Below are 19,588 nucleotides of genomic sequence, written 5' to 3'. Positions count from 1 at the left end.
ACTTGACGCGACAAAGGGGGCGCGATCTCGACTCGCCCGCCTGCGCGCGGGCCGAACCGCTTTACCCGTGCAGGAAAGACGCCAGCCCTGATGACCGTTTCCGAAAAGTCGCTCGCCAACGCCATTCGGGCGCTGTCCATGGACGCCGTGCAAGCCGCCAACAGCGGGCATCCGGGGATGCCGATGGGCATGGCGGATGTCGCGACTGTGCTGTTCGGCGACTTCCTGAAATTCGATCCGACCCAGCCCAAATGGGCCGATCGCGACCGTTTCGTCCTGTCGGCGGGGCATGGATCGATGTTGATCTATTCGTTGCTCCACCTGACCGGCTATGCGCGCCCGACCATCGAGGACATCGCCAATTTCCGCCAGTTGCACAGCCCCTGCGCCGGCCATCCTGAAAATTTCGAGCTGGCAGGCGTGGAAGCGACCACCGGCCCGCTGGGATCGGGCCTGGCCACCGCCGTTGGCATGGCGATTGCCGAGCGGCATCTGAACGCCCAGTTCGGCGACGATCTGGTCGATCATCGTACCTGGGTGATCGCGGGCGACGGCTGCCTGATGGAAGGCATCAACCATGAGGCGATCGGTCTGGCCGGCCACCTGAACCTGGGCCGCCTGATCGTGTTGTGGGATGACAACAAGATCACCATCGACGGCGCGGTCGACCTGTCGAGCAGCGAGGACGTGCTCGCCCGCTATGCCGCCACCGGCTGGCATGTGGTGTCGTGCGACGGCCATGATGTTGCCGATGTACGCCGCGCGCTGGCGGAAGCGGTCGCCGATCCGCGCCCCTCGATCGTCGCCTGCGCCACCAAGATCGGCTATGGCGCGCCGAACAAGGCGGGCACGTCGGGCGTCCATGGGTCCGCGCTGGGCACCGATGAGGTCGCGGCCGCCCGCGAATTTCTGGGCTGGACCGCTGAGCCTTTCGTCATTCCCGCGGATATCGCCGCCGCGTGGAAGGCGATCGGCGCCAAGGGCGCGGATATGCGCGCAGCATGGGAAGATCGGCTTGCAAGCAACGAGAAAGGCGCGGAGTTTTCGCGCCGCATGGCCGGCGACCTGCCGATCGGTTTCTCGCTCGAAGCCTATATCGACAGCCTGATCGCCAATCCGCAGAAGGTCGCGACCCGCAAGGCGAGCGAACTGGCGCTGGGCGCGATCAACGACCTGCTGCCCGAAACGCTGGGCGGTTCGGCGGACCTGACCGGATCGAACAACACCAAGACCAAGTCGACCGGCCCGCTGACCAAGGACGATTATGCGGGGCGCTATGTCTATTATGGCATCCGCGAATTCGGCATGGCCTGCGCGATGAACGGCATGGCGCTGCATGGCGGGGTGATCCCCTATGGCGGCACCTTCCTGGTCTTTTCCGACTATATGCGCGCGGGCATCCGCCTCGCCGCGCTCCAGCAGCAGCGGGTGATCCATGTGCTGACCCATGACAGCATCGGCCTGGGCGAGGATGGCCCGACGCACCAGCCGATCGAGCATGTCATGTCGATGCGCATGATCCCGAACCTGGACGTGTACCGCCCCGCCGACATTGTCGAGACGGCGGAATGCTGGGAACTGGCGCTGAAGGATGCGACCGGCCCGTCCGTGCTGGCGCTGACCCGCCAGAACCTGCCGCAACTGCGCACCGAAAAGAGCGAAAATCTGTCGGCCAGGGGCGCCTATCGCCTGCGCGCCGCCAGCGCCGATCGCAAGGTCGTGCTGATCGCCACCGGCTCCGAAGTCGAGATCGCGGTCGATACCGCCAGGGCGCTGGAAGAACAGGGCATCGGCGCCGATGTCGTGTCGATGCCAAGCTGGGCGCATTTCGAGGCGCAGCCCAAGGCTTACAAGGACGACCTGCTGCCGCATCATGTGCTGCGCGTGTCGATCGAGGCGGGCACGACCTTCGGCTGGGAACGCCATACCGGCATCGCCGGCCTGCGCTTTGGCATCGACAGCTTCGGCGCGTCGGCCCCGGCGGAAGCGCTCTACGATCATTTCGGCCTGACCGCCGCGAAGATCGTGCCGCAAATCGTGGCCGCGCTTAACAAGAATTGATCGAATACCAACACCTTAAGGAGGCTAGTGCAGTGGCAACGAAGGTAGCAATTAACGGTTTCGGACGTATCGGCCGCCTGGTGGCGCGCGCCATCCTCTCGCGCACCGACCATGACCTGGAACTGGTCAGCATCAACGACCTGGGCGATGCCAAGTCCAACGCCCTGCTGTTCAAGCGGGATTCGGTGCATGGCAACTGGAAGGGCGATGTCAGCGTCGATGGCGATTTCCTGGTCGTCGACGGCAAGCGTATCGCCGTCACCGCCGAACGCGACCCCGCCAAGCTGCCTCATGCGGCCCAGGGTGTGGAAATCGCCCTGGAATGCACCGGCATTTTCGCGGACAAGGCCAAGGCCAGCGCACATCTGACCGCAGGCGCCAAGCGCGTCATCATCTCCGCACCCGCCACCGGCGTGGACCGGACGGTCGTGTTCGGCGTCAACCATGGCGACCTGACCGCCGATGATGTGGTGATTTCCAACGCAAGCTGCACCACCAACTGCCTCGCCCCGCTGGCGAAGGTGCTGAATGACGCGATCGGCATCGAGCGCGGTTTCATGACCACCATCCACAGCTATACCAATGATCAGAACACGCTGGACCAGATCCACAAGGACATGCGCCGCGCCCGCGCCGCCGCCCTGTCGATGATCCCGACCACCACCGGCGCCGCCCGCGCCGTGGGCGAGGTTCTGCCTGCGCTGAAGGGCAAGCTGGATGGATCGTCGGTGCGCGTGCCGACCCCGAACGTTTCGGTTGTCGACCTGAAGTTCATCCCGACCCGCGACACCACGGTCGAGGAAGTCAACAGCCTGCTGAAGGCCGCATCGGAATCCGGCCCCTTGCAGGGCGTGCTGGGCTATTCGGACGAGCCGCTGGTGTCGATCGACTATAACAGCGATCCGCGCAGCTCGACCGTCGACAGCCTGGAAACGGCCGTCATCGAAGGCAAGCTGGTGCGCGTGCTGAGCTGGTACGACAATGAATGGGGTTTCTCGAACCGCATGATCGACACCAGCGGCGTCGTCGCGAAGTTTTTGTAATATCCGGGGGACAGGGCAACCTGTCCCCTTTTTCGTCATCCCGGCAGAAGCCGGGATCTCGCTTTCTTCCCCACACGGGAAAAGAAGAGAGATCCCGGCCTTCGTCGGGATGATGTCCATTCAACCGACTTTGCATTGCGCGTCATGACAGGCGCAGCGGAGCCATCCACCGGCGGGACATGGATGGCTTTCCTGCGCTCGCCATGACGAAGGGAATGTGTCAGGCAGATGCCACATTCAGGATCAGGGGAAAAGACATGACCAAGCCCTTCAAGACGCTCGACGACATGGGCGACATCACCGGCAAGGTGGTGCTGGTGCGCGAAGATCTGAACGTGCCGATGCAGGATGGCTCCGTCAGTGACGATACGCGCCTGCGCGCGGCGATGCCCACCGTGCTGGAACTGGCCGATCGCGGCGCCAAGGTGCTGATCCTGGCCCATTTCGGCCGTCCCAAGGGGCAGAAGAACCCGGAATATTCGCTCAGCAAGATCACCCGCCCGCTGACCCAGGTTCTGGGGCGTGAGGTGCAGTTCATTCCCGACTGCCAGGGGCAGGCCGCGATCGACGGCATCGCGGTGATGCGTCCGGGCGATATCGCGATCCTGGAAAATACCCGTTTCCACGCCGGCGAGGAAAAGAACGACCCCGCGCTGGTCGCGGCGATGGCGGCAATCGCCGACCTGTATGTCAACGATGCCTTTTCCGCCGCGCATCGCGCCCATGCATCGACCGAAGGACTGGCGCGCGCCTTGCCCGCCTTTGCCGGCCGATCGATGGAAAAGGAACTGGATGCGTTGCAGGCGGCGCTGGGCGAGCCGGTCCATCCGGTCGCGGCGGTCGTGGGCGGTGCGAAGGTGTCGACCAAGCTCGATGTGCTCAACCACCTCGTCACCAAGGTGGATCACCTGATCATCGGCGGCGGCATGGCCAATACGTTCCTCTATGCCCGCGGCGTGGATGTCGGCAAATCCCTGTGCGAAAAGGATTTGAGCGACACGGCCGAAGCGATTTTCGAGGCGGCCGAAGCGGCTGGATGCATCATCCACCTGCCCTATGACGTGGTGGTGGCCAAGGAATTCGCGGCTAATCCGCCGTCAGTCCGCACCTGCAACGTGCATGAGGTCGCGGAGGACGAAATGATCCTGGATGTCGGCCCGGCCGCCGTCGAGGCATTGGGTGATGCGCTCAAAAACTGTCGGACGCTGGTGTGGAACGGCCCGCTGGGCGCATTCGAGATCGCGCCTTTCGATGCGGCGACCGTGGCGCTGGCCAGGACGGCTGCGGCGCTGACCAGGGAAGGGCAGCTTGTTTCCGTGGCGGGTGGCGGTGACACGGTGGCGGCGCTGAACCATGCCGGCGCGGCGGGCGACTTCACCTTCGTTTCGACAGCGGGCGGCGCTTTCCTGGAATGGATGGAAGGCAAGGATCTGCCCGGCGTCAAGGCGCTGCTGGGCTGAATGACACCAGGGGGACAGCCGATTGCCGGCTGTCCCGTTCAACGCCATGTTGCATTCCGTTTGCAGGCCAGGCCATCCAGCGCCCCCATGGCGGGCAATTTGCGGGTGGCGCTGCTGCCGTGCCGGCGGCAGTTGGGCGCCCGGCCGGGGCATGCAGGCGGATGGTTGCCCAGCCTGGCTACTGAACGATGCAGGATTTGACTGTGGAGGCAACGGCATCAAGTGCCGCATAGTTGGACTTGAACCGATACCAGCTTCCCAAAGGTTGAAAGCCGTCATTGGCAAGCGATCCGCTGCTGCTTGCCGCAAGTTTCAGGTTTCGCATCGTCAAAATCACACGGCCTTGCTCAAGCCCGGCTTCCAAATCGAACCGGATGATCCAGCCCGAAAGACCTGAAGTTTTGTCTGTCTGCCCGTGGGCGATCAAGAACTGGCTTTTATCATCAACCAGAGCGAATGTCTCACGCGCCTGGGCCGTGCCACGATTGTCGCGCTGATAATAATGCCCCGTTGCAGGGCCGACCCATGATCCGGCGCTGTCACGAAGCTGCACTTCATCATCATGTATATTCGTCGCGACGCAGCGTTTGATGCGCGAAAATTCCAAGGGGCGCTCAATCGGGAAGGACCAATCTATTGTCTCGATGGTCTTGTCCTTGGCGATTGTCACATTCGCAGGAAAATCGTCTTTTGCTAACGCAGAAGTGGCGCAAGCCATGAGGCATCCAACCGCAACGCTGCTTACAAGACGCCTCATATGCTCCCATTTCCCTAAATCGGCGGGTTCATCCTCTCGCCAAAAAGGTGGCGGAAGCGGTGGGATTCGAACCCACGGTGAGCGTAAACCCACGGCGGTTTTCAAGACCGCTGCCTTAAACCACTCGGCCACACTTCCGTTGCCCGCTTCCTAGCGCGCCACGCCGACTTGCCAAGCCCTAAATCATGCATGCTTCGGTTCGTCGCCTTCCGTGCTCCGGCGGCAAGAAGGGGATTCACCTGCCGCGTTGCCTGTGCAACATAGGGGCCATGGGAGATTCTTTGCGTTCGTCCGTCCTGTCATTGCTGCTTGGATTGGCTGTCGTTACCGGCGGCAGCCTGGCCGTTGGTCCCGCGCAGGCGCAGGATGGCGCGGATTTTCGTGCCTATCTGGAAAGCCTGCGGCCCAGGGCGCGGGCGATGGGCATTCGCGACGCCACGCTGAACAGCGTGTTTCCGTCGCTGACGCCTAATCCGCGCGTGATCCAGCTTGACCAGAGCCAGCCGGGCGGCGGGGCCTATTCGCCGATCCCCAATTTCGAACCCTATCGCCGGCAACATGTCGACGCCGCACGGATCAGCCGGGGGCGTGTCGCCTATCAGGCGAACCGGGCGCGGCTTGCCCGGATCGAGGCGGAGACGGGCGTGCCGGAGGAGATCATGGTCGCGATCTACGGCCATGAAACCAATTATGGCAGCTATACCGGCGATTTCGACCTGATCCGGTCGCTCGCCACGCTGGCGCATGAAGGACGGCGGCGGGCGCTGTTCGAACCGGAACTGCTCGCCACGCTCAAGATGCTGGACAATGGCGTGCCGCGCAGCCGGCTGGTCGGCAGTTGGGCGGGCGCGACGGGCTATCCGCAATTCCTGCCATCTGTCTATCTGCGCGTCGCCAAGGATGGCGATGGCGATGGACGGGCGGACATCTGGACCAGCGAGGCCGATGCGCTGGCGTCGATCGCCAATTATTTCGTCCAGTCGGGCTGGCGGCGCGGCCAGCCATGGGGCGTGGCGGTAAGCGTGCCGGCCGGGTTCAACCGGGCCGGCGTCGCCGCCAGGACCGAACCGGCGCGCTGCCCGCGCGTGTTCAACCGGCATAGTCGCTGGCTGACGATGGCGGAATGGCGCAAGCTGGGCATCTTTCCCAATAGCGGGGTCTGGCCGGCGGACGGGATGATGGCGACCCTGCTGGAACCGGACGGGCCGGGCAAGACCGCCTATCTGCTGACCAGCAATTATCGGGCGATCCTGGATTATAATTGTTCCAACTTCTATGCCTTGTCGGTGGGATTGCTGGCGGATGCTGTCAAACAATAAGGGGGCGGCGGTTGCCGTCATGATGCTGATGGCGGGAAGCGGGGGCGCTGTGCTGGCGCAGCCGCAACCGCCCGCCATGGTCGCGGACGGGCCGGTGATGCTGGGCGAACCCTTTGGCGTCGGCGGCACGACCTATACGCCCGCCGATCCGCTCTATTATGACGAAGTCGGCTATGCCGGCGAGGCGCGGGAAGGGAGCCAGGGTGGCGCAACCGTGACCGGCGAAGCCTTCATGCCTGCCGCGATCACCGCCGCGCACAAGACGCTGCCGCTCCCCAGCTATGCCGAGGTGACGGCGCTGGACAGCGGACGGACGATTCTGGTGCGGGTCAATGATCGCGGACCGATGCGCAACGATCAGTTGATCGCCCTGTCGCCCGGCGCGATGGCGCAACTGGGCGTGGCTGGGCAGGGCGCGGCGGCGGTGCGGGTGCGGCGGGTCAATCCGCCGGAACAGGAACGCGCGGTGCTGCGGGGCCATGGTCAGGCGGCCGAGCGACTGGAAACCCCGGCGGCCTTGCTGAAAGTCTTGCGGGGCAAGCTGGCACCGACGGGGAGCGTCGCAGTGGCAAAGCCGACGCCGCCCGCCGTGCCTGCCAAGGCGCCGGTCGCGACGCAGCCCAGGCCGATGGTGGCTCGCCCGTCGCCCCCGATTGCCAGCCGGCCGGGCGCTGCGTTCGACACGCCTGCCGCCAGGCCTGTGGTCCGGCCCGGCCCAGCCATCTCCACTCCTGCCATCTCCACTCCTGCCATCTCCACTCCAGCCATGTCCGCTCCAAAGCCCGTGCCCGCAGCGGCACCGGCCCGAACGGGCGGCTATGTCGTGCAGGTCGGCGCCTTTTCATCCGCGCCGCGGGCACAGGCGCTGGCCAGAAGCCTGGGCGCGCGGGTCGAGCAGGCCGGCGGGGTGTGGCGCGTGCGGCTTGGCCCCTATCCCACGCAGCAGGCGGCGCAGGCCGGTGTGCGTGCGGCGGCGGCCAAAGGCTTTGAGAATAGCCGCATCATGGCTAATGACGCGCGATAGATATCGCGTTCGATGAGCGATTCCATTTGTTCGAAGGCAGTTTTCCGATGAAGAAAAGCGTTGCAGTCCTCCTTGCCGCCGGGCTGCTGGCCCAGCCGCTGATCGCGGCCGCGCCGCCCTACACCAGCGAAGCGCCGATCGCCTATATGAAGGATCTGTCATCGGGCGCGGTCCTTTATGACAAGGGGGGAGAGACGCGGATACCGCCTGCTTCCATGGCGAAGATGATGACCGCGCATGTCGCCTTCCGCCTGATCCAGAAGGGCGAGTTGAAGCTGGACACAAAATTCACGGTGCGCCCGGAAACCTGGCAGCAATGGCATGGGCCGCAGGCGGGGTCGACCATGTTCCTGTCGGTCGGCGAGCAGGTGTCGGTCGAAAATCTGCTGCACGGCATCGTCACCTTGTCCGGCAATGACGCCTGCGTCGTGCTGGCCGAAGGGATTTCCGGCACGGAGCAGGCCTTCGTCGCCGCCATGAACGAGGAAGCCAAGCGGCTGGGCCTGAAGAACAGCCATTTCGGCACCAGCAATGGCTGGCCGGACGAAGGCGTGACTTATGTAACGGCCGAAGATCTGGCCAGGCTGGCGCAGGCGACGATCGAGGAAACGCCCGACCTCTACAAAAAATTCTATGCCACCCGCTCCTTTACTTGGGGCAAGACGATGGGCGGCGCGGATATCGCGCAGGGCAATCGCAATCCGATCCTGGGCAAGATCGCTGGCGCCGATGGCCTCAAGACCGGCCATACCGAAGAGGCCGGTTTCGGCTTTACCGGGTCGGCCGAACAGGATGGTCGCCGGCTGGTGATGGTGGTCGCGGGTCTGCCGACCTTCAACAGCCGCATCACCGAATCGGTGCGCTTCATGGATTGGGGGTTCCGCGCGTGGAAGGCGCAGCCGCTGTTCAAGAAGGGGCAGACGGTCGAAACGGCGGACGTGCAACTGGGCAGCGCGACCAGCGTGCCGTTGGTGGCGCCGCAAAATCTGGCCGTCACCCTGCCGCGCACGGCATCGGCCAACATGCAGGTGAAGGTCGTTTATACCGGCCCGATCAAGGCGCCGATCGCCAAGGGGCAGCAGATTGCCCAGTTGATCGTCCAGACCGCCGACACGCCGCCGCAGATCATGCCGCTGGTCGCGGGTGAAGATGTGGCCGAAGCGGGGATTTTCGGCCGGTTGTGGAACGGGCTGAAGTCGCTCTTCGCTTGACGCAGGGCCGGTTCATCACGCTGGAAGGCGGCGAGGGCGCGGGTAAATCCACCCAGATCCGCGCGTTGGCGGCGGCGTTGCGCGCGCGCGGGATCACCGTTGTCGAAACGCGCGAACCGGGCGGCAGCGAGGGGGCGGAGGCGATCCGCACGCTGCTGCTGACCGGAGGCGCGGACCGATGGAGCGCGCGTGCCGAAGCGTTGCTGTTCGCGGCGGCGCGGGCCGATCATGTCGAAAAGACGATCCGGCCGGCGCTGGCGCGGGGGGCGTGGGTGATCTCGGATCGCTTTCTCGATTCCAGTCGGGCCTATCAGGGGCAGGGGGAATTGACCGACGCCGACATCGTGGCATTGCACCGGATCGGGAGCGAGGGGTTCCTGCCCGATCGGACTTTGCTGCTGAATGTCGGACTGTCGGAAGCGAATGAACGAACTCGAAAGCGTGATGGTGAGCTAACCGATAGAATCGGTGGCCGGAATATCGAATTTCATCGAGGTGTGTCGCGAGCATTTGCTCATATGGCTCGTGATGAACCGGCCCGGTTCCGCATTATTGATGCGACCGGATCGCCAGATGCGGTCACTGCTCGGCTGTTGCCTCAATTGTTTGATCTGCTGCCATGACGACGATCCTGGGCCATGACGCGCAGGCCCGGACCCTGATCGCCGCCGCGCGCAGCGGGCGGATGCATCATGGCTGGATCTTTGCCGGGCCGAAAGGGATCGGCAAGGGCAGTTTCGCGCGCGCGCTGGCGCTGCGGCTGCTGGCGGATGCGGCGGGGCCGGCGATTGAGGACGACGGGCTGGCCGTGCCGGAAAGTCACCCGGTCCGCCGCCTGATCGAGGCGGCCGCCCATCCCGACTATGCCGAACTGGCGCCGCTGGAGCGGGAAACCGGCACCGCCCGCAACATCAGCGTGGACCAGGTGCGCGGGCTGGCGCGGTTGATCCATTCCGCCCCGTCGCTGTCGCAGCGCCGGGTGGTGGTGATCGACAGCGCCGACGATCTGGAGCGGGGCGCGGCCAACGCGCTGCTCAAGACGCTGGAGGAGCCGCCGGCCGACATGCTGTTCCTGCTGGTCAGCCATGCGCCGGGGCGGTTGTTGCCGACGATCCGGTCGCGATGCCGCACGTTGCGCTTCGATCCGCTGGACGCGGCGACGATGCGCGCGGTGCTGAAGGCGCATGACGAGACGCTTGCGCCGCAGGAGATCGACGCCCTGGTGCGGGCGGGCGGGGGATCGCCGGGGCAGGCGCTGCGCTTTGCCGGCCTCAACCTGTCGGAGATCGAGCAGATGCTGAACGCTCTGGCGACGCAGGGCGATCCGGGCAATCGCCAGCGGCTGGCGCTGGCCAAGGCGCTGGCGCTCAAGTCGGCCAGGCCGCGTTACGAGGCATTTCTGGAGCGTGCCCCCGCCTTCATCGCGCAGGCGGCGCGGACGCGGCAGGGACCGGCGCTGGGCACCGCGCTGGACCATTGGGAGAAAGCCCGGCATCTGGCGGGCGGCGCGGTGATCCTGTCGCTCGATCCGGCGGCGGTCGTGTTCGAACTGGCGGGACATGTCGCGGCCCTGGCGCCGAAGGGCTGAAAAGCGGCTTTGCGGCAGGGCGAAGTGCGGCTAGGGAAAATCCCATGTCCAAGCCCTTCACCATCACCACCGCCATTTCCTATCCCAATGGCCGGCCGCATATCGGCCATGCCTATGAAGTGATCGCCACCGATGCGGTCGCCCGGTTCCAGCGAATGGCGGGCCGCGACGTGTTCTTTCAGACCGGCACCGACGAACATGGGCTGAAAATGGCGCAGACGGCGCGGGCGCGGGACATGGAGCCGCGCGCACTGGCCGACGAAATGGCGTCCTATTTCAAGGATATGAACGACAGGCTGAACATCAGCTATGATCGTTTCATCCGCACCAGCGAGCCAGACCATCATCGCGCCAGCCAGGCGATCTGGCAGGCGATGGAGGCCAATGGCGACCTGTATCTGGGCCGCTACGAGGGCTGGTATTCGGTTCGCGACGAAGCCTTTTACGACGAGAAGGAAATCACTGAGGGGGAAGGGGGCATCAAGCTGTCCCCCCAGGGCACGCCGGTCGAATGGACGGTCGAGGAAAGCTGGTTCTTCCGCCTGTCGGCCTATCAGGACCGGCTGCTGGCGCTCTACGAAAACCAGCCCGGTTTCATCCAGCCTGACAGCCGCCGCAACGAGATTTTGCGCTTCGTCGAGGGCGGATTGAGCGACCTCAGCGTATCGCGGACCAGCTTCGACTGGGGCGTGCAGGTGCCCGGATCGGACGGCCATGTCATGTATGTGTGGGTCGATGCGCTGACCAATTATCTCACCGGCTGCGGCTATCCCGACGATGCGGAACGGATGGCGCGCTATTGGGCCGAGAGTGGCGATATCACCCATATCATCGGCAAGGATATCGTGCGCTTTCATACGGTTTACTGGCCGGCCTTCCTGATGAGCGCGAAGCTGCCGCTGCCCAAACAGGTCTTCGGCCATGGCTTCCTGCTCAACCGCGGCGAGAAGATGTCGAAATCGCTGGGCAATGTCGCCGATCCGATGGAACTGGCCGACCGCTTCGGTGTCGATCAGCTCCGCTATTTCCTGCTGTCCGAAGTCACGTTCGGCAATGACGGCAGCTATAGCGCGGAGGCGATCGTCCAGCGGTCCAACAGCGATCTGGGCAATGCCTTCGGCAATCTGGCGCAGCGGACCTTGAGCTTCATCGCGAAGAATCTGGACGGCTACCTGCCCGCGATCCACGGCCATGACCCGGCGGATGGCGATCTGTTCGCGCTGCTCGACCGGACGATCCGCACCGACATGCCGGCCGCCTTCGCCGACCTTGCGCCGAGCGTCGCGATCGAGGCGTGGCTGCGCGCCTGCTTCGCGTGCAACCAGTATATCGACGCGCAGGCACCCTGGGCGCTCCGCAAGACCGATGCCGGGCGGATGGAGACGGTGCTGGCGACGCTCTATATCGCCATCGCGCAACTGGCGGTCGCGATCCTGCCGGTCATTCCGGCAAGCGCCACCGCGCTGCTCGACCATATGGGCGTGCCGGCCGACAAGCGCAGCTATGCGGCAATCGGCGACCATTGGTATTCGCCGCTGGCGGAAAGCGATTTCGTCCTGGCCGCGCCCAGGCCGCTTTTCCCGCGCCTGGAACTGCCAGCGGAGGATGTTTGAGGCCATGTCGCCAAACCCCATGCTGATCGACAGCCATTGTCACCTGAATTACAAGGGCTTGATCGAGGATCAGGCCCATGTGCTGGAGCGCGCGCGGGCACGCGGCGTGGGGACGATGCTGAACATCGCGACGCGCGAAAGCGAGTGGGACGCGGTGCTGGATACCGCCGTGCGGGAACCGGACGTGTGGGCGACGGTCGGCATCCACCCGCATGAGGCCGACGAGCATCCCCATGTCGACACCGCCAAGCTGGTTGAGCGGGCGGCGCATCCCCGCGTTGTCGGCATCGGCGAAACCGGCCTGGATTATTATTATGACCATAGCGACCGCGACCGGCAGCAGGCGAGTTTCCGGTCCCACATCGCCGCCTGCCGCGAGACGGGCCTGCCGCTGATCGTCCATACCCGCGACGCGGAGGAGGACACGCTGGCCATCATGCGCGACGAAATGGGGAAGGGGGCCTATTCGGGCGTCATCCACTGCTTCACCGCCAGCGGCGCCTTTGCCGACGCGGCGATCGACCTTGGCTTCTACATCAGCATTTCAGGCATCGTGACCTTCAAGAGCGCCAAGGATTTGCAGGCAACGGCGGCGCGGCTGCCGATCGACCGGCTACTGGTGGAAACGGACTCGCCGTTCCTGGCGCCGGTGCCGCATCGGGGCAAGTCCTGCGAGCCGGCCTTCGTCGCCGATACCGCGCGGTTCCTGGCCGACATGCGGGGCGAGAGCATCGACACGCTGGCGGCGGCGACATCGGCCAATTTCCGCACCTTGTTCAGCAAGGCGGCATGAGCCTGAAGCTGACCATCCTGGGCTGCGGCACCTCTTCGGGGGTGCCGCGCATCGGCAATGACTGGGGGACATGCGATCCCGCCGAGCCGAAAAACCGGCGGACGCGCGTATCGATCCTGATCGAAAGCGCGACCACCCGCATTCTGGTGGATACGTCCCCCGACATGCGCGCGCAGTTGCTGGCGGCGGACGTGATCCAGATCGACGCGATCCTGTGGACCCATGACCATGCCGATCACAGCCATGGGCTGGACGATGTGCGCCAGCTTTATCATCACCGCCGTACCCCGGTGCCGGGCCATGCGCGGGCGCAGACGCTGAAACTGCTGCGTGAACGCTTCGCCTATGCGTTCGAGGGGCGGAACGGCTATCATCCCACGATCGACGGCCATGTCCTGCCGGACGGATTGCGGATCGGCGATATCGACATTGCCTGCGTCGACCAGCCGCATGGGGATATCTTCTCCACCGGCTTCCGCTTCAGCCATGGCGGCCGATCGATCGGCTATGCGACCGATTTCCATGCGCTCACTCCGGACATGCTGGCGCTCTATGACGGGCTGGATGTCTGGGTCGTCGATGCGCTGCGGGAAAAGCCGCACCCGACCCATCCGCATCTGGCGCTGACGCTGGACGGGATCGCAGCGGCGCGGCCCGGTCGCGCGATCCTGACCCATATGGACCAGAGCATGGATTATGCGACGCTTTGCCGCACCCTGCCCAAGGGCGTGGAACCGGGCTATGACGGCATGGTGGTGACGCTGGACGCAAGCGAGCAGGGGGGCTGATGGACGGGGACCAGACCGCTGCGACCATCTGGTATGTGCTGGCGCTGATGCTGGTCGCATCGGCCCTGATCGGACGGCGGCTGGCCTGGGGCGGGCTGATCAAGATGGCGCTGCTGTGGGTCGCCATCTTCGCCGGCCTGCTCGGCCTGTTCAAATTCGCGCAGACGCAGGGCTATCTGACCGGCCGCTGGGCGGAGGAGGGGGAGGCGGTTTCGCCCGACGAAGCGCCCGCCACCCTGCCCCGCGCCCGCGCGGAAGGGGAGACGTTGCGGATTCCGATCGCGCAGGACGGGCATTATTGGGTGGAGGGAACGATCAACGGATCGCCCGCCCGCTTCCTGATCGACAGCGGCGCGACCTTCACCGCGCTGTCCGACAGCACGGCGCGGGCGGCGGGCCTGAACTATGATGTCGGTGCGCCGGGCGTCATCCTGTCCACCGCCAATGGCAAGGTGGAGGCAAGGCAGTCCAGCATCGCCACGCTCGCCATCGGGCCGATCCGGGCCAGCGACCTGCCGGTGGTGGTGTCGCCCGCCTTTGGCGAGGTCAATGTGATCGGCATGAACATGCTGACGCGCCTGAAAAGCTGGGGCGTGCAAAATGGGGAAATGGTGCTGACGCCATGACGGTCGTGACGGATGCGGGCGCGCCGACGCAGGGACAGCGGCTGAAAGCCATTATCGGCGGGTCCACCGGCAACCTGGTCGAATGGTATGACTGGTATGCCTATGCTGCCTTCACCCTCTATTTCGCGCCGCATTTCTTTCCCAGCGGGGATCGCACAGCGCAGTTGCTGAGCGCGGCGGGGATTTTCGCGGTCGGTTTCCTGATGCGGCCGATCGGCGCGTGGCTGATGGGCGTCTATGCCGATCGCCATGGACGCAAGAGCGGGCTGACGCTGTCGGTTGCGCTGATGTGCGCGGGATCGCTGCTGATCGCGGTGACGCCGGGCTATGAGACGATCGGGGTCGGCGCGCCGCTGCTGCTGGTGCTGGCGCGGTTGATGCAGGGTCTGTCGATCGGCGGCGAATATGGGGCGAGCGCGACCTATCTGTCGGAAATGGCAGGGAGGAACCGGCGCGGCTTTTTCTCCAGCTTCCAATATGTGACGCTGATCGCCGGGCAGTTGGTGGCGATCTGCGTGCTGTTGCTGTTGCAGGCGACCCTGACCGAAGCGCAACTGGACGAGTGGGGCTGGCGCATACCCTTTTTCATCGGCGGGGCGTTGGCGGTCGTCGTCTTCTGGCTGCGGCGGGGCCTGGCGGAGACGCAGAGCTTTGCCGTGGCCAAGGCAGCGGGCGCGCCCAAATCGGGCTTTGTCGAACTGATCACCAGCCATCCGCGCGAAACGCTGACGGTGATGCTGCTGACGGCGGGCGGGACGATCGCCTTTTATGCCTATAGCATCTACATGCAGAAATTCCTGGTGAATACCAGTGGGTTGAGCCGGGAAGCCGCGTCGCAGATCAATGCGATGACGCTGTTCCTGTTCATGCTGTTGCAGCCGGTCGCGGGCGCGCTGTCGGATCGGATCGGGCGCAAGCCGTTGATGATCGGCTTTGGCGTCATGGGCGTGCTGTGCACCTATCCGATCTTCGCGACGCTGGCGGTGACGAAAGACCCGCTGGTCGCGGGGCTGCTGGTGATGGCGGGGCTGGTGATCGTGACCGGCTATACGTCGATCAATGCGGTGGTGAAGGCCGAGCTGTTTCCCGCGCATATCCGCGCGCTGGGCGTGGCGCTGCCTTATGCGCTGGCCAACACATTGTTCGGCGGCACCGCCGAGTTCGTGGCGCTGTGGTTCAAGCAGGCCGGGATGGAGCAAGCCTTTTATGTCTATGTGACGGTGATGATCGGGATATCGCTGATCGTCTATGTCCGCATGCGCGACACCGCGAAACATAGTCTGATCCGGGAGGATTAGGCGATAAAGCGATACAGCGAGTGGTACAGCTAAACGCGTTTGTCGCGAGATAGTGTATTTAACATAATCCTTATTATCGCACTTGCGTTGATGCCTCTGGTCAGGCCGGCGGGAAGCCCCTATCGCTTTGGCCACTCCTTCATTCCGGCACGAGTTCGTCCATGTCCAATGCCAGCCCCGCCGATATCATGCCGCTTGCCCATGTGATGGCGCGGCTGCGCGATCCTGATACGGGTTGCCCCTGGGACATAGAACAGGATTTCGCGTCGATCGCCCCCTATACGATCGAGGAAGCCTATGAGGTCGCCGATGCGATCGAACGCCAGGACATGGCGGCGCTGCGCGACGAACTGGGCGACCTGTTGTTGCAGGTGGCGTTCCACAGCCGCATCGCCGAACAGGCCGGGCATTTCGCCTTGCAGGACGTGGTGGACGCGATCACCGAAAAAATGATCCGGCGGCATCCCCATGTCTTTGGCGATCCTGTCCTTGGCGATGGCGTGCGCGAGGACGGCCATGCCCAGTGGGAGGTCATCAAGGCGGCAGAACGGGCCGAGAAAGACCCCGATCCAAGCGCCCTGGCGGGTGTGGCGATCGCCCTGCCCGCGCTGTTGCGTGCGGAAAAGTTGCAGAAGCGGGCCGCGCGCACCGGCTTCGACTGGCCCGATACCGTCGGCGTGATCGACAAGATCGCCGAGGAACTGGACGAGGTGCGCGAGGCCGAAAGCCAGGATGCGCGCGAGGAAGAGATTGGCGACCTGCTGTTTGCCGTGGTCAACCTGGCCCGACATCTGAAGGTCGATCCCGAAGTCGCCCTGCGCAAGGCCAATGCCAAGTTCGACCGGCGGTTCCGGGCAATGGAGCAACAGGCCGGCGATCGCTTCGCCAGCCTGCCGCTCGACGCCAAGGAAAAGCTGTGGCGTCAGGTCAAGTCCACCGAGCCGCTTAGGAAATAAGCTTCATGATGCCCTGCTGGCTCTGGTTCGCCTGCGCCAGCATCGCGGTCGACGCCTGGCTGATGATCTGCGCCTTTGCCAGCATCGTGGTTTCGTGCGAGAAATCGGCATCCTCGATCCGGCTGCGCGAGTCCGTCAGGCTCAGCATCTGGGTCGACAGATTGTTGACCACCGATTCCAGCCGGTTCTGCATCGCGCCCATTTCGGCGCGCGTGCTGGAAATGGTGCTGAGCGCGTCGTCAAAGGCGGTGAGCGCCGCGCTGGTGAAGCCGACTGCGGTGACATCGACGGTCGACCCCGCGCCGGTTGCGACCGCCGTGATCGTGGCGTCGCCCAGCATGTCGCCCAGTGCGATCGACAATTGATCATTCGCATTGGCGCCAGCCTGGATCGTGACCGTGGGAACGGACCCGTCGAACAATTTGGTGCCATTGAAACTGCTGTTGGTCAGCGTGTCGCTGATCTGCACCGCGAGCTGATCCATTTCGGTCTTGATCGCGCCACGGGCATTGGTGTCGTTGGTGTCGTTGAGCGCCTGCACCGTCAGTTCGCGCATCCGCTGAAGCATGTTGGACACTTCGCCCAGCGCGCCGTCGGCGGTCTGCGCCAGCGACAGGCCATCATTGGCGTTGCGGATGCCCTGGGTGATGCCACGGATCTGCGCGGTCATCATCGTCGCGATGCCCAGCCCCGCCGCATCATCCTTGGCGCTGTTGATGCGCTTGCCCGTGGACAGGCGCTCCATGGCGCTGCTGAGCATCATCCCGGCCGCCGTCGATGCATTGGCGGTGCGCAGCGCAGTCGAATTGGTCCCCACGACAGTCATATACGTCCCTTTCCTTCAGTCCCCAAAGGCCGGGAATGGTTAATGCCCCGCCTGACATGTCCCAAGGACGGCCGGAAGGACGGCGGCTTTAGGATGGTGGAAGAAAAAGGTTAGCGCGGCGGAAAGCATATTCGATAATGCGTGGAAAAATGCGGGAAATTCCCTGCCGGAAGCCAGCAATCAGTCCCTGCCGCGCTTGCCGAAACGGGCGAAGGCAGCGTCGGACAGGCGTACTTCGGCGCGGGTTTCCTCGCCCTCTACGGTGGTGGAGAGCACTTCGCCATGTTCGTGCAGCCAGGCGAGGGTCGCGCCATCGGCGATCGGGATGCGCAGGCCATAGACTTTGGCGCCGCGCGTCATCCGGTCGCTGATCGTGCGCTGGAGGGTATCGACACCCTCCCCCGTCAGCGCCGACAGGATCACGACATCATCGCGACGCGCCGCCTGTTCGCGGGCGAGCATGGCGTCCTCTTCGCCGAGCAGGTCGAGCTTGTTCCAGGCTTCCAGGATCGGCGGCGCGTCCTCGCCCGCATTTTCACCCACGACATCCAGTTCGCCCAGCACGTCGAGCACATCGTCGCGCTGCGCGTCGCTGTCGGGATGAGCAATGTCGCGGACATGGACGATGAGGTCGGCGGACAGCACCTCCTCCAGCGTGGCGCGGAAGGCGGCGATAAGCTGGGTCGGCAGATCGGACACGAAGCCGACCGTGTCGGACAGGATCGCCTTGTCGAGGCCAGGCAGCGCGATCTGGCGCATGGTGGGGTCGAGCGTGGCGAAGAGCAGATCCTCCGCCATCACGTCGGCGCCGGTCATCCGGTTGAACAGGGTCGATTTGCCGGCATTGGTATAGCCCACCAGCGCGATCACCGGCCAGGGCGCGCGTTGCCGCCGGGCGCGGTGCAGGCCGCGGGTGCGCGTCACCTGATCCAGTTCCTTGCGGATTTTCGCCATGCGATCGCGGATCATGCGACGGTCCGCCTCGATCTGGGTTTCACCGGGGCCGCCAAGGAAGCCGAAGCCGCCACGCTGCCGTTCAAGGTGGGTCCAACTGCGCACGAGGCGACCGGCCTGATAGTCGAGATGGGCCAGTTCCACCTGGAGTCGGCCTTCATTGGTGGCGGCCCGTTCGCCGAAGATTTCGAGGATCAGGCCGGTGCGGTCGATGACCTTGGCCTCGCACGCCTTTTCCAGATTGCTCTGCTGCACCGGCGACAGGCTGTTGTCGACGATGATGAGGTCGGCCTCTTCCTGCCGGGCGAGGGTCGCGATCTGATCGACCTGGCCGCTGCCGAACAGGGTGGCGGGCTTGCGGTCGCGGACGCGAAACGCCTGGGCGGCGCGCACGTCTATGCCGATGGCAAGCGCCAGGCCGCGGGCTTCCTCCAGCCGGGCGTCACTGTCGCGGCGGTCGGCATTGTGGGTTTCGGCATGGACGACGACGGCGCGCGCGCCACGCGCCACTTCATCATCGGAGTCGCGGTTGAATATGGCCATGGCGGCTTAAAGCACCAGGAAGATAATAGGTCCACTCATTCCACGCCTCCGTTCGCGCGCGCCTAAGCGGGCCGAGGGCGAACGGAGGGCGGGAAAAGCGGGATCAGTCGTCCTGTTCATTCTCGCCGCTCAGGTCGAGCGTGTGGAGCGGCTGAACCGTCGAGATGGCGTGCTTATAGACGAGCTGGACCATGCCGTCGCGTTCCAGCAACATGCAGAACAGGTCGAAAGCGGCGATTTCGCCCTGAAGCATCACCCCGTTCACGAGGAACATCGTCACCGGGCTGCCCGATTTGCGGACGGCGGAGAGGAAGATTTCCTGCAACAGTTTCGACTTGTTGATGCCGTCGCTGGCCTTGCGCAGGTCGGTCAGGTCCATCGACTGGGCCGGCATCACCGTGGAAATGGCGTGCTTGTACACCAATTGCGACTGGCCATCGCGGCGCAGCAGAACGGAAAAATTGTCGAACCAGGTAATGATGCCTTGCAGCTTCACGCCCTTGACCAGGAACATGGTCACAGGGGTCTTGCTCTTGCGCAGGCTGTTCAGGAAAATGTCCTGAAGATTGTTCACTTTATCGGCCATGGTCTGTGCCTGTCCACTATTTTTGGCGGGACGTTACCCGCTCTCGCACCCTTAAGCAGGGTGTCTTGCCTGTTCCCGCCTATCGGGAAGCAGACAAGTTCTATCGCAATTGCGAAGGGGCGTCCATGGCCGAGAAAGATTT

At 64.4% G+C, this 19,588-nt stretch carries 17 protein-coding genes, 1 tRNA gene and 1 pseudogene; 14 read left to right on the top strand and 5 right to left on the bottom strand.

Annotated features, from left to right (window positions below; translation table 11 throughout):
• Positions 1-90 precede the first annotated feature (90 nt).
• The 3 genes from tkt to Q4610_RS09820 all read left to right on the top strand — a co-directional run bounded on the left by tkt (position 91) and on the right by Q4610_RS09820 (position 4,564).
• On the top strand, positions 91-2,061 hold the full coding sequence (gene tkt, locus Q4610_RS09830; RefSeq protein ID WP_304535765.1) for a transketolase: 1,971 nt from the start codon (positions 91-93) through the stop codon (positions 2,059-2,061).
• A gap of 32 nt (positions 2,062-2,093) precedes the next feature.
• Positions 2,094-3,104, top strand: coding sequence for a type I glyceraldehyde-3-phosphate dehydrogenase (gene gap / locus Q4610_RS09825; protein ID WP_304535764.1), 1,011 nt, complete (start codon positions 2,094-2,096; stop codon positions 3,102-3,104).
• Positions 3,105-3,361: 257 nt separating this feature from the next.
• Positions 3,362-4,564, top strand: coding sequence for a phosphoglycerate kinase (locus tag Q4610_RS09820; RefSeq protein ID WP_304535763.1), 1,203 nt, complete (start codon positions 3,362-3,364; stop codon positions 4,562-4,564).
• A 178-nt stretch (positions 4,565-4,742) separates the two neighbouring features.
• Here the strand turns inward: Q4610_RS09820 and Q4610_RS09815 are convergent, their stop codons facing one another.
• Both Q4610_RS09815 and Q4610_RS09810 read right to left on the bottom strand, forming a co-directional pair.
• Entirely contained in the window at positions 4,743-5,282 is a 540-nt protein-coding gene (locus Q4610_RS09815) for a hypothetical protein (RefSeq protein ID WP_304535762.1), read from the bottom strand.
• 87 nt (positions 5,283-5,369) lie between these two features.
• Positions 5,370-5,459: transfer RNA gene (locus Q4610_RS09810), tRNA-Ser, on the bottom strand.
• A 131-nt stretch (positions 5,460-5,590) separates the two neighbouring features.
• Here Q4610_RS09810 and Q4610_RS09805 point away from each other — a divergent pair.
• The 11 genes from Q4610_RS09805 (at position 5,591) to mazG (ending at position 16,537) form a co-directional block, all read left to right on the top strand.
• Positions 5,591-6,640, top strand: coding sequence for a lytic murein transglycosylase (locus tag Q4610_RS09805; RefSeq protein ID WP_304535761.1), 1,050 nt, complete (start codon positions 5,591-5,593; stop codon positions 6,638-6,640).
• Positions 6,624-7,664, top strand: a complete 1,041-nt coding sequence (locus Q4610_RS09800) for an RlpA-like double-psi beta-barrel domain-containing protein (protein WP_425262545.1) — start codon at positions 6,624-6,626, stop codon at positions 7,662-7,664. Before Q4610_RS09805 ends, Q4610_RS09800 begins: the two co-directional genes overlap by 17 nt.
• A gap of 47 nt (positions 7,665-7,711) precedes the next feature.
• Positions 7,712-8,875: a D-alanyl-D-alanine carboxypeptidase family protein gene (locus tag Q4610_RS09795; protein WP_304535760.1), complete on the top strand. Its 1,164-nt coding sequence runs from the start codon at positions 7,712-7,714 to the stop codon at positions 8,873-8,875.
• Entirely contained in the window at positions 8,872-9,498 is a 627-nt protein-coding gene (gene tmk / locus Q4610_RS09790; protein ID WP_304535759.1) for a dTMP kinase, read from the top strand. The genes Q4610_RS09795 and tmk overlap by 4 nt, the downstream gene beginning before the upstream one ends.
• Positions 9,495-10,463 (top strand): AAA family ATPase, encoded by a 969-nt coding sequence (locus Q4610_RS09785; RefSeq protein ID WP_304535758.1) that lies wholly within the window; start codon positions 9,495-9,497, stop codon positions 10,461-10,463. Before tmk ends, Q4610_RS09785 begins: the two co-directional genes overlap by 4 nt.
• A 44-nt stretch (positions 10,464-10,507) precedes the next feature.
• Positions 10,508-12,076: a methionine--tRNA ligase gene (gene metG / locus Q4610_RS09780; protein WP_304535757.1), complete on the top strand. Its 1,569-nt coding sequence runs from the start codon at positions 10,508-10,510 to the stop codon at positions 12,074-12,076.
• 19 nt (positions 12,077-12,095) lie between these two features.
• Entirely contained in the window at positions 12,096-12,869 is a 774-nt protein-coding gene (locus tag Q4610_RS09775; protein WP_304535868.1) for a TatD family hydrolase, read from the top strand.
• Positions 12,866-13,657 (top strand): MBL fold metallo-hydrolase, encoded by a 792-nt coding sequence (locus tag Q4610_RS09770; protein WP_304535756.1) that lies wholly within the window; start codon positions 12,866-12,868, stop codon positions 13,655-13,657. The genes Q4610_RS09775 and Q4610_RS09770 overlap by 4 nt, the downstream gene beginning before the upstream one ends.
• On the top strand, positions 13,657-14,283 hold the full coding sequence (locus Q4610_RS09765; RefSeq protein ID WP_304535755.1) for a retropepsin-like aspartic protease family protein: 627 nt from the start codon (positions 13,657-13,659) through the stop codon (positions 14,281-14,283). Before Q4610_RS09770 ends, Q4610_RS09765 begins: the two co-directional genes overlap by 1 nt.
• The gene (locus Q4610_RS09760; RefSeq protein WP_304535754.1) at positions 14,280-15,581 is read left to right on the top strand and encodes an MFS transporter; all 1,302 of its coding nucleotides are present in this window, start codon (positions 14,280-14,282) and stop codon (positions 15,579-15,581) included. Before Q4610_RS09765 ends, Q4610_RS09760 begins: the two co-directional genes overlap by 4 nt.
• A 161-nt stretch (positions 15,582-15,742) precedes the next feature.
• Positions 15,743-16,537 (top strand): nucleoside triphosphate pyrophosphohydrolase, encoded by a 795-nt coding sequence (mazG, locus tag Q4610_RS09755; RefSeq protein WP_304535753.1) that lies wholly within the window; start codon positions 15,743-15,745, stop codon positions 16,535-16,537.
• Here mazG and Q4610_RS09750 read toward each other — a convergent pair.
• From Q4610_RS09750 to hfq, 3 genes and pseudogenes are all read right to left on the bottom strand, one after another.
• Positions 16,527-17,363 carry a flagellin N-terminal helical domain-containing protein gene (locus tag Q4610_RS09750; RefSeq protein WP_304535752.1) on the bottom strand — a complete coding sequence of 279 codons (837 nt, stop codon included), beginning with the start codon at positions 17,361-17,363 and terminating at the stop codon, positions 16,527-16,529. The two genes, mazG and Q4610_RS09750, sit on opposite strands and share 11 nt — an antisense overlap.
• Before the next feature lie 180 nt (positions 17,364-17,543).
• The gene (gene hflX, locus Q4610_RS09745; protein WP_304535751.1) at positions 17,544-18,860 is read right to left on the bottom strand and encodes a GTPase HflX; all 1,317 of its coding nucleotides are present in this window, start codon (positions 18,858-18,860) and stop codon (positions 17,544-17,546) included.
• Positions 18,861-18,963: 103 nt separating this feature from the next.
• Positions 18,964-19,452: pseudogene (gene hfq / locus Q4610_RS09740) on the bottom strand (RNA chaperone Hfq); the annotation flags it as partial.
• Between the last annotated feature and the right edge of the window lie 136 nt (positions 19,453-19,588).

This window comes from Sphingobium cyanobacteriorum (genome assembly GCF_030580935.1).
Classification (GTDB): domain Bacteria; phylum Pseudomonadota; class Alphaproteobacteria; order Sphingomonadales; family Sphingomonadaceae; genus Sphingobium; species Sphingobium cyanobacteriorum.
Note: the sequence above shows the minus strand (reverse complement) of the source record. Positions and strands in the feature narration are given on the sequence as shown.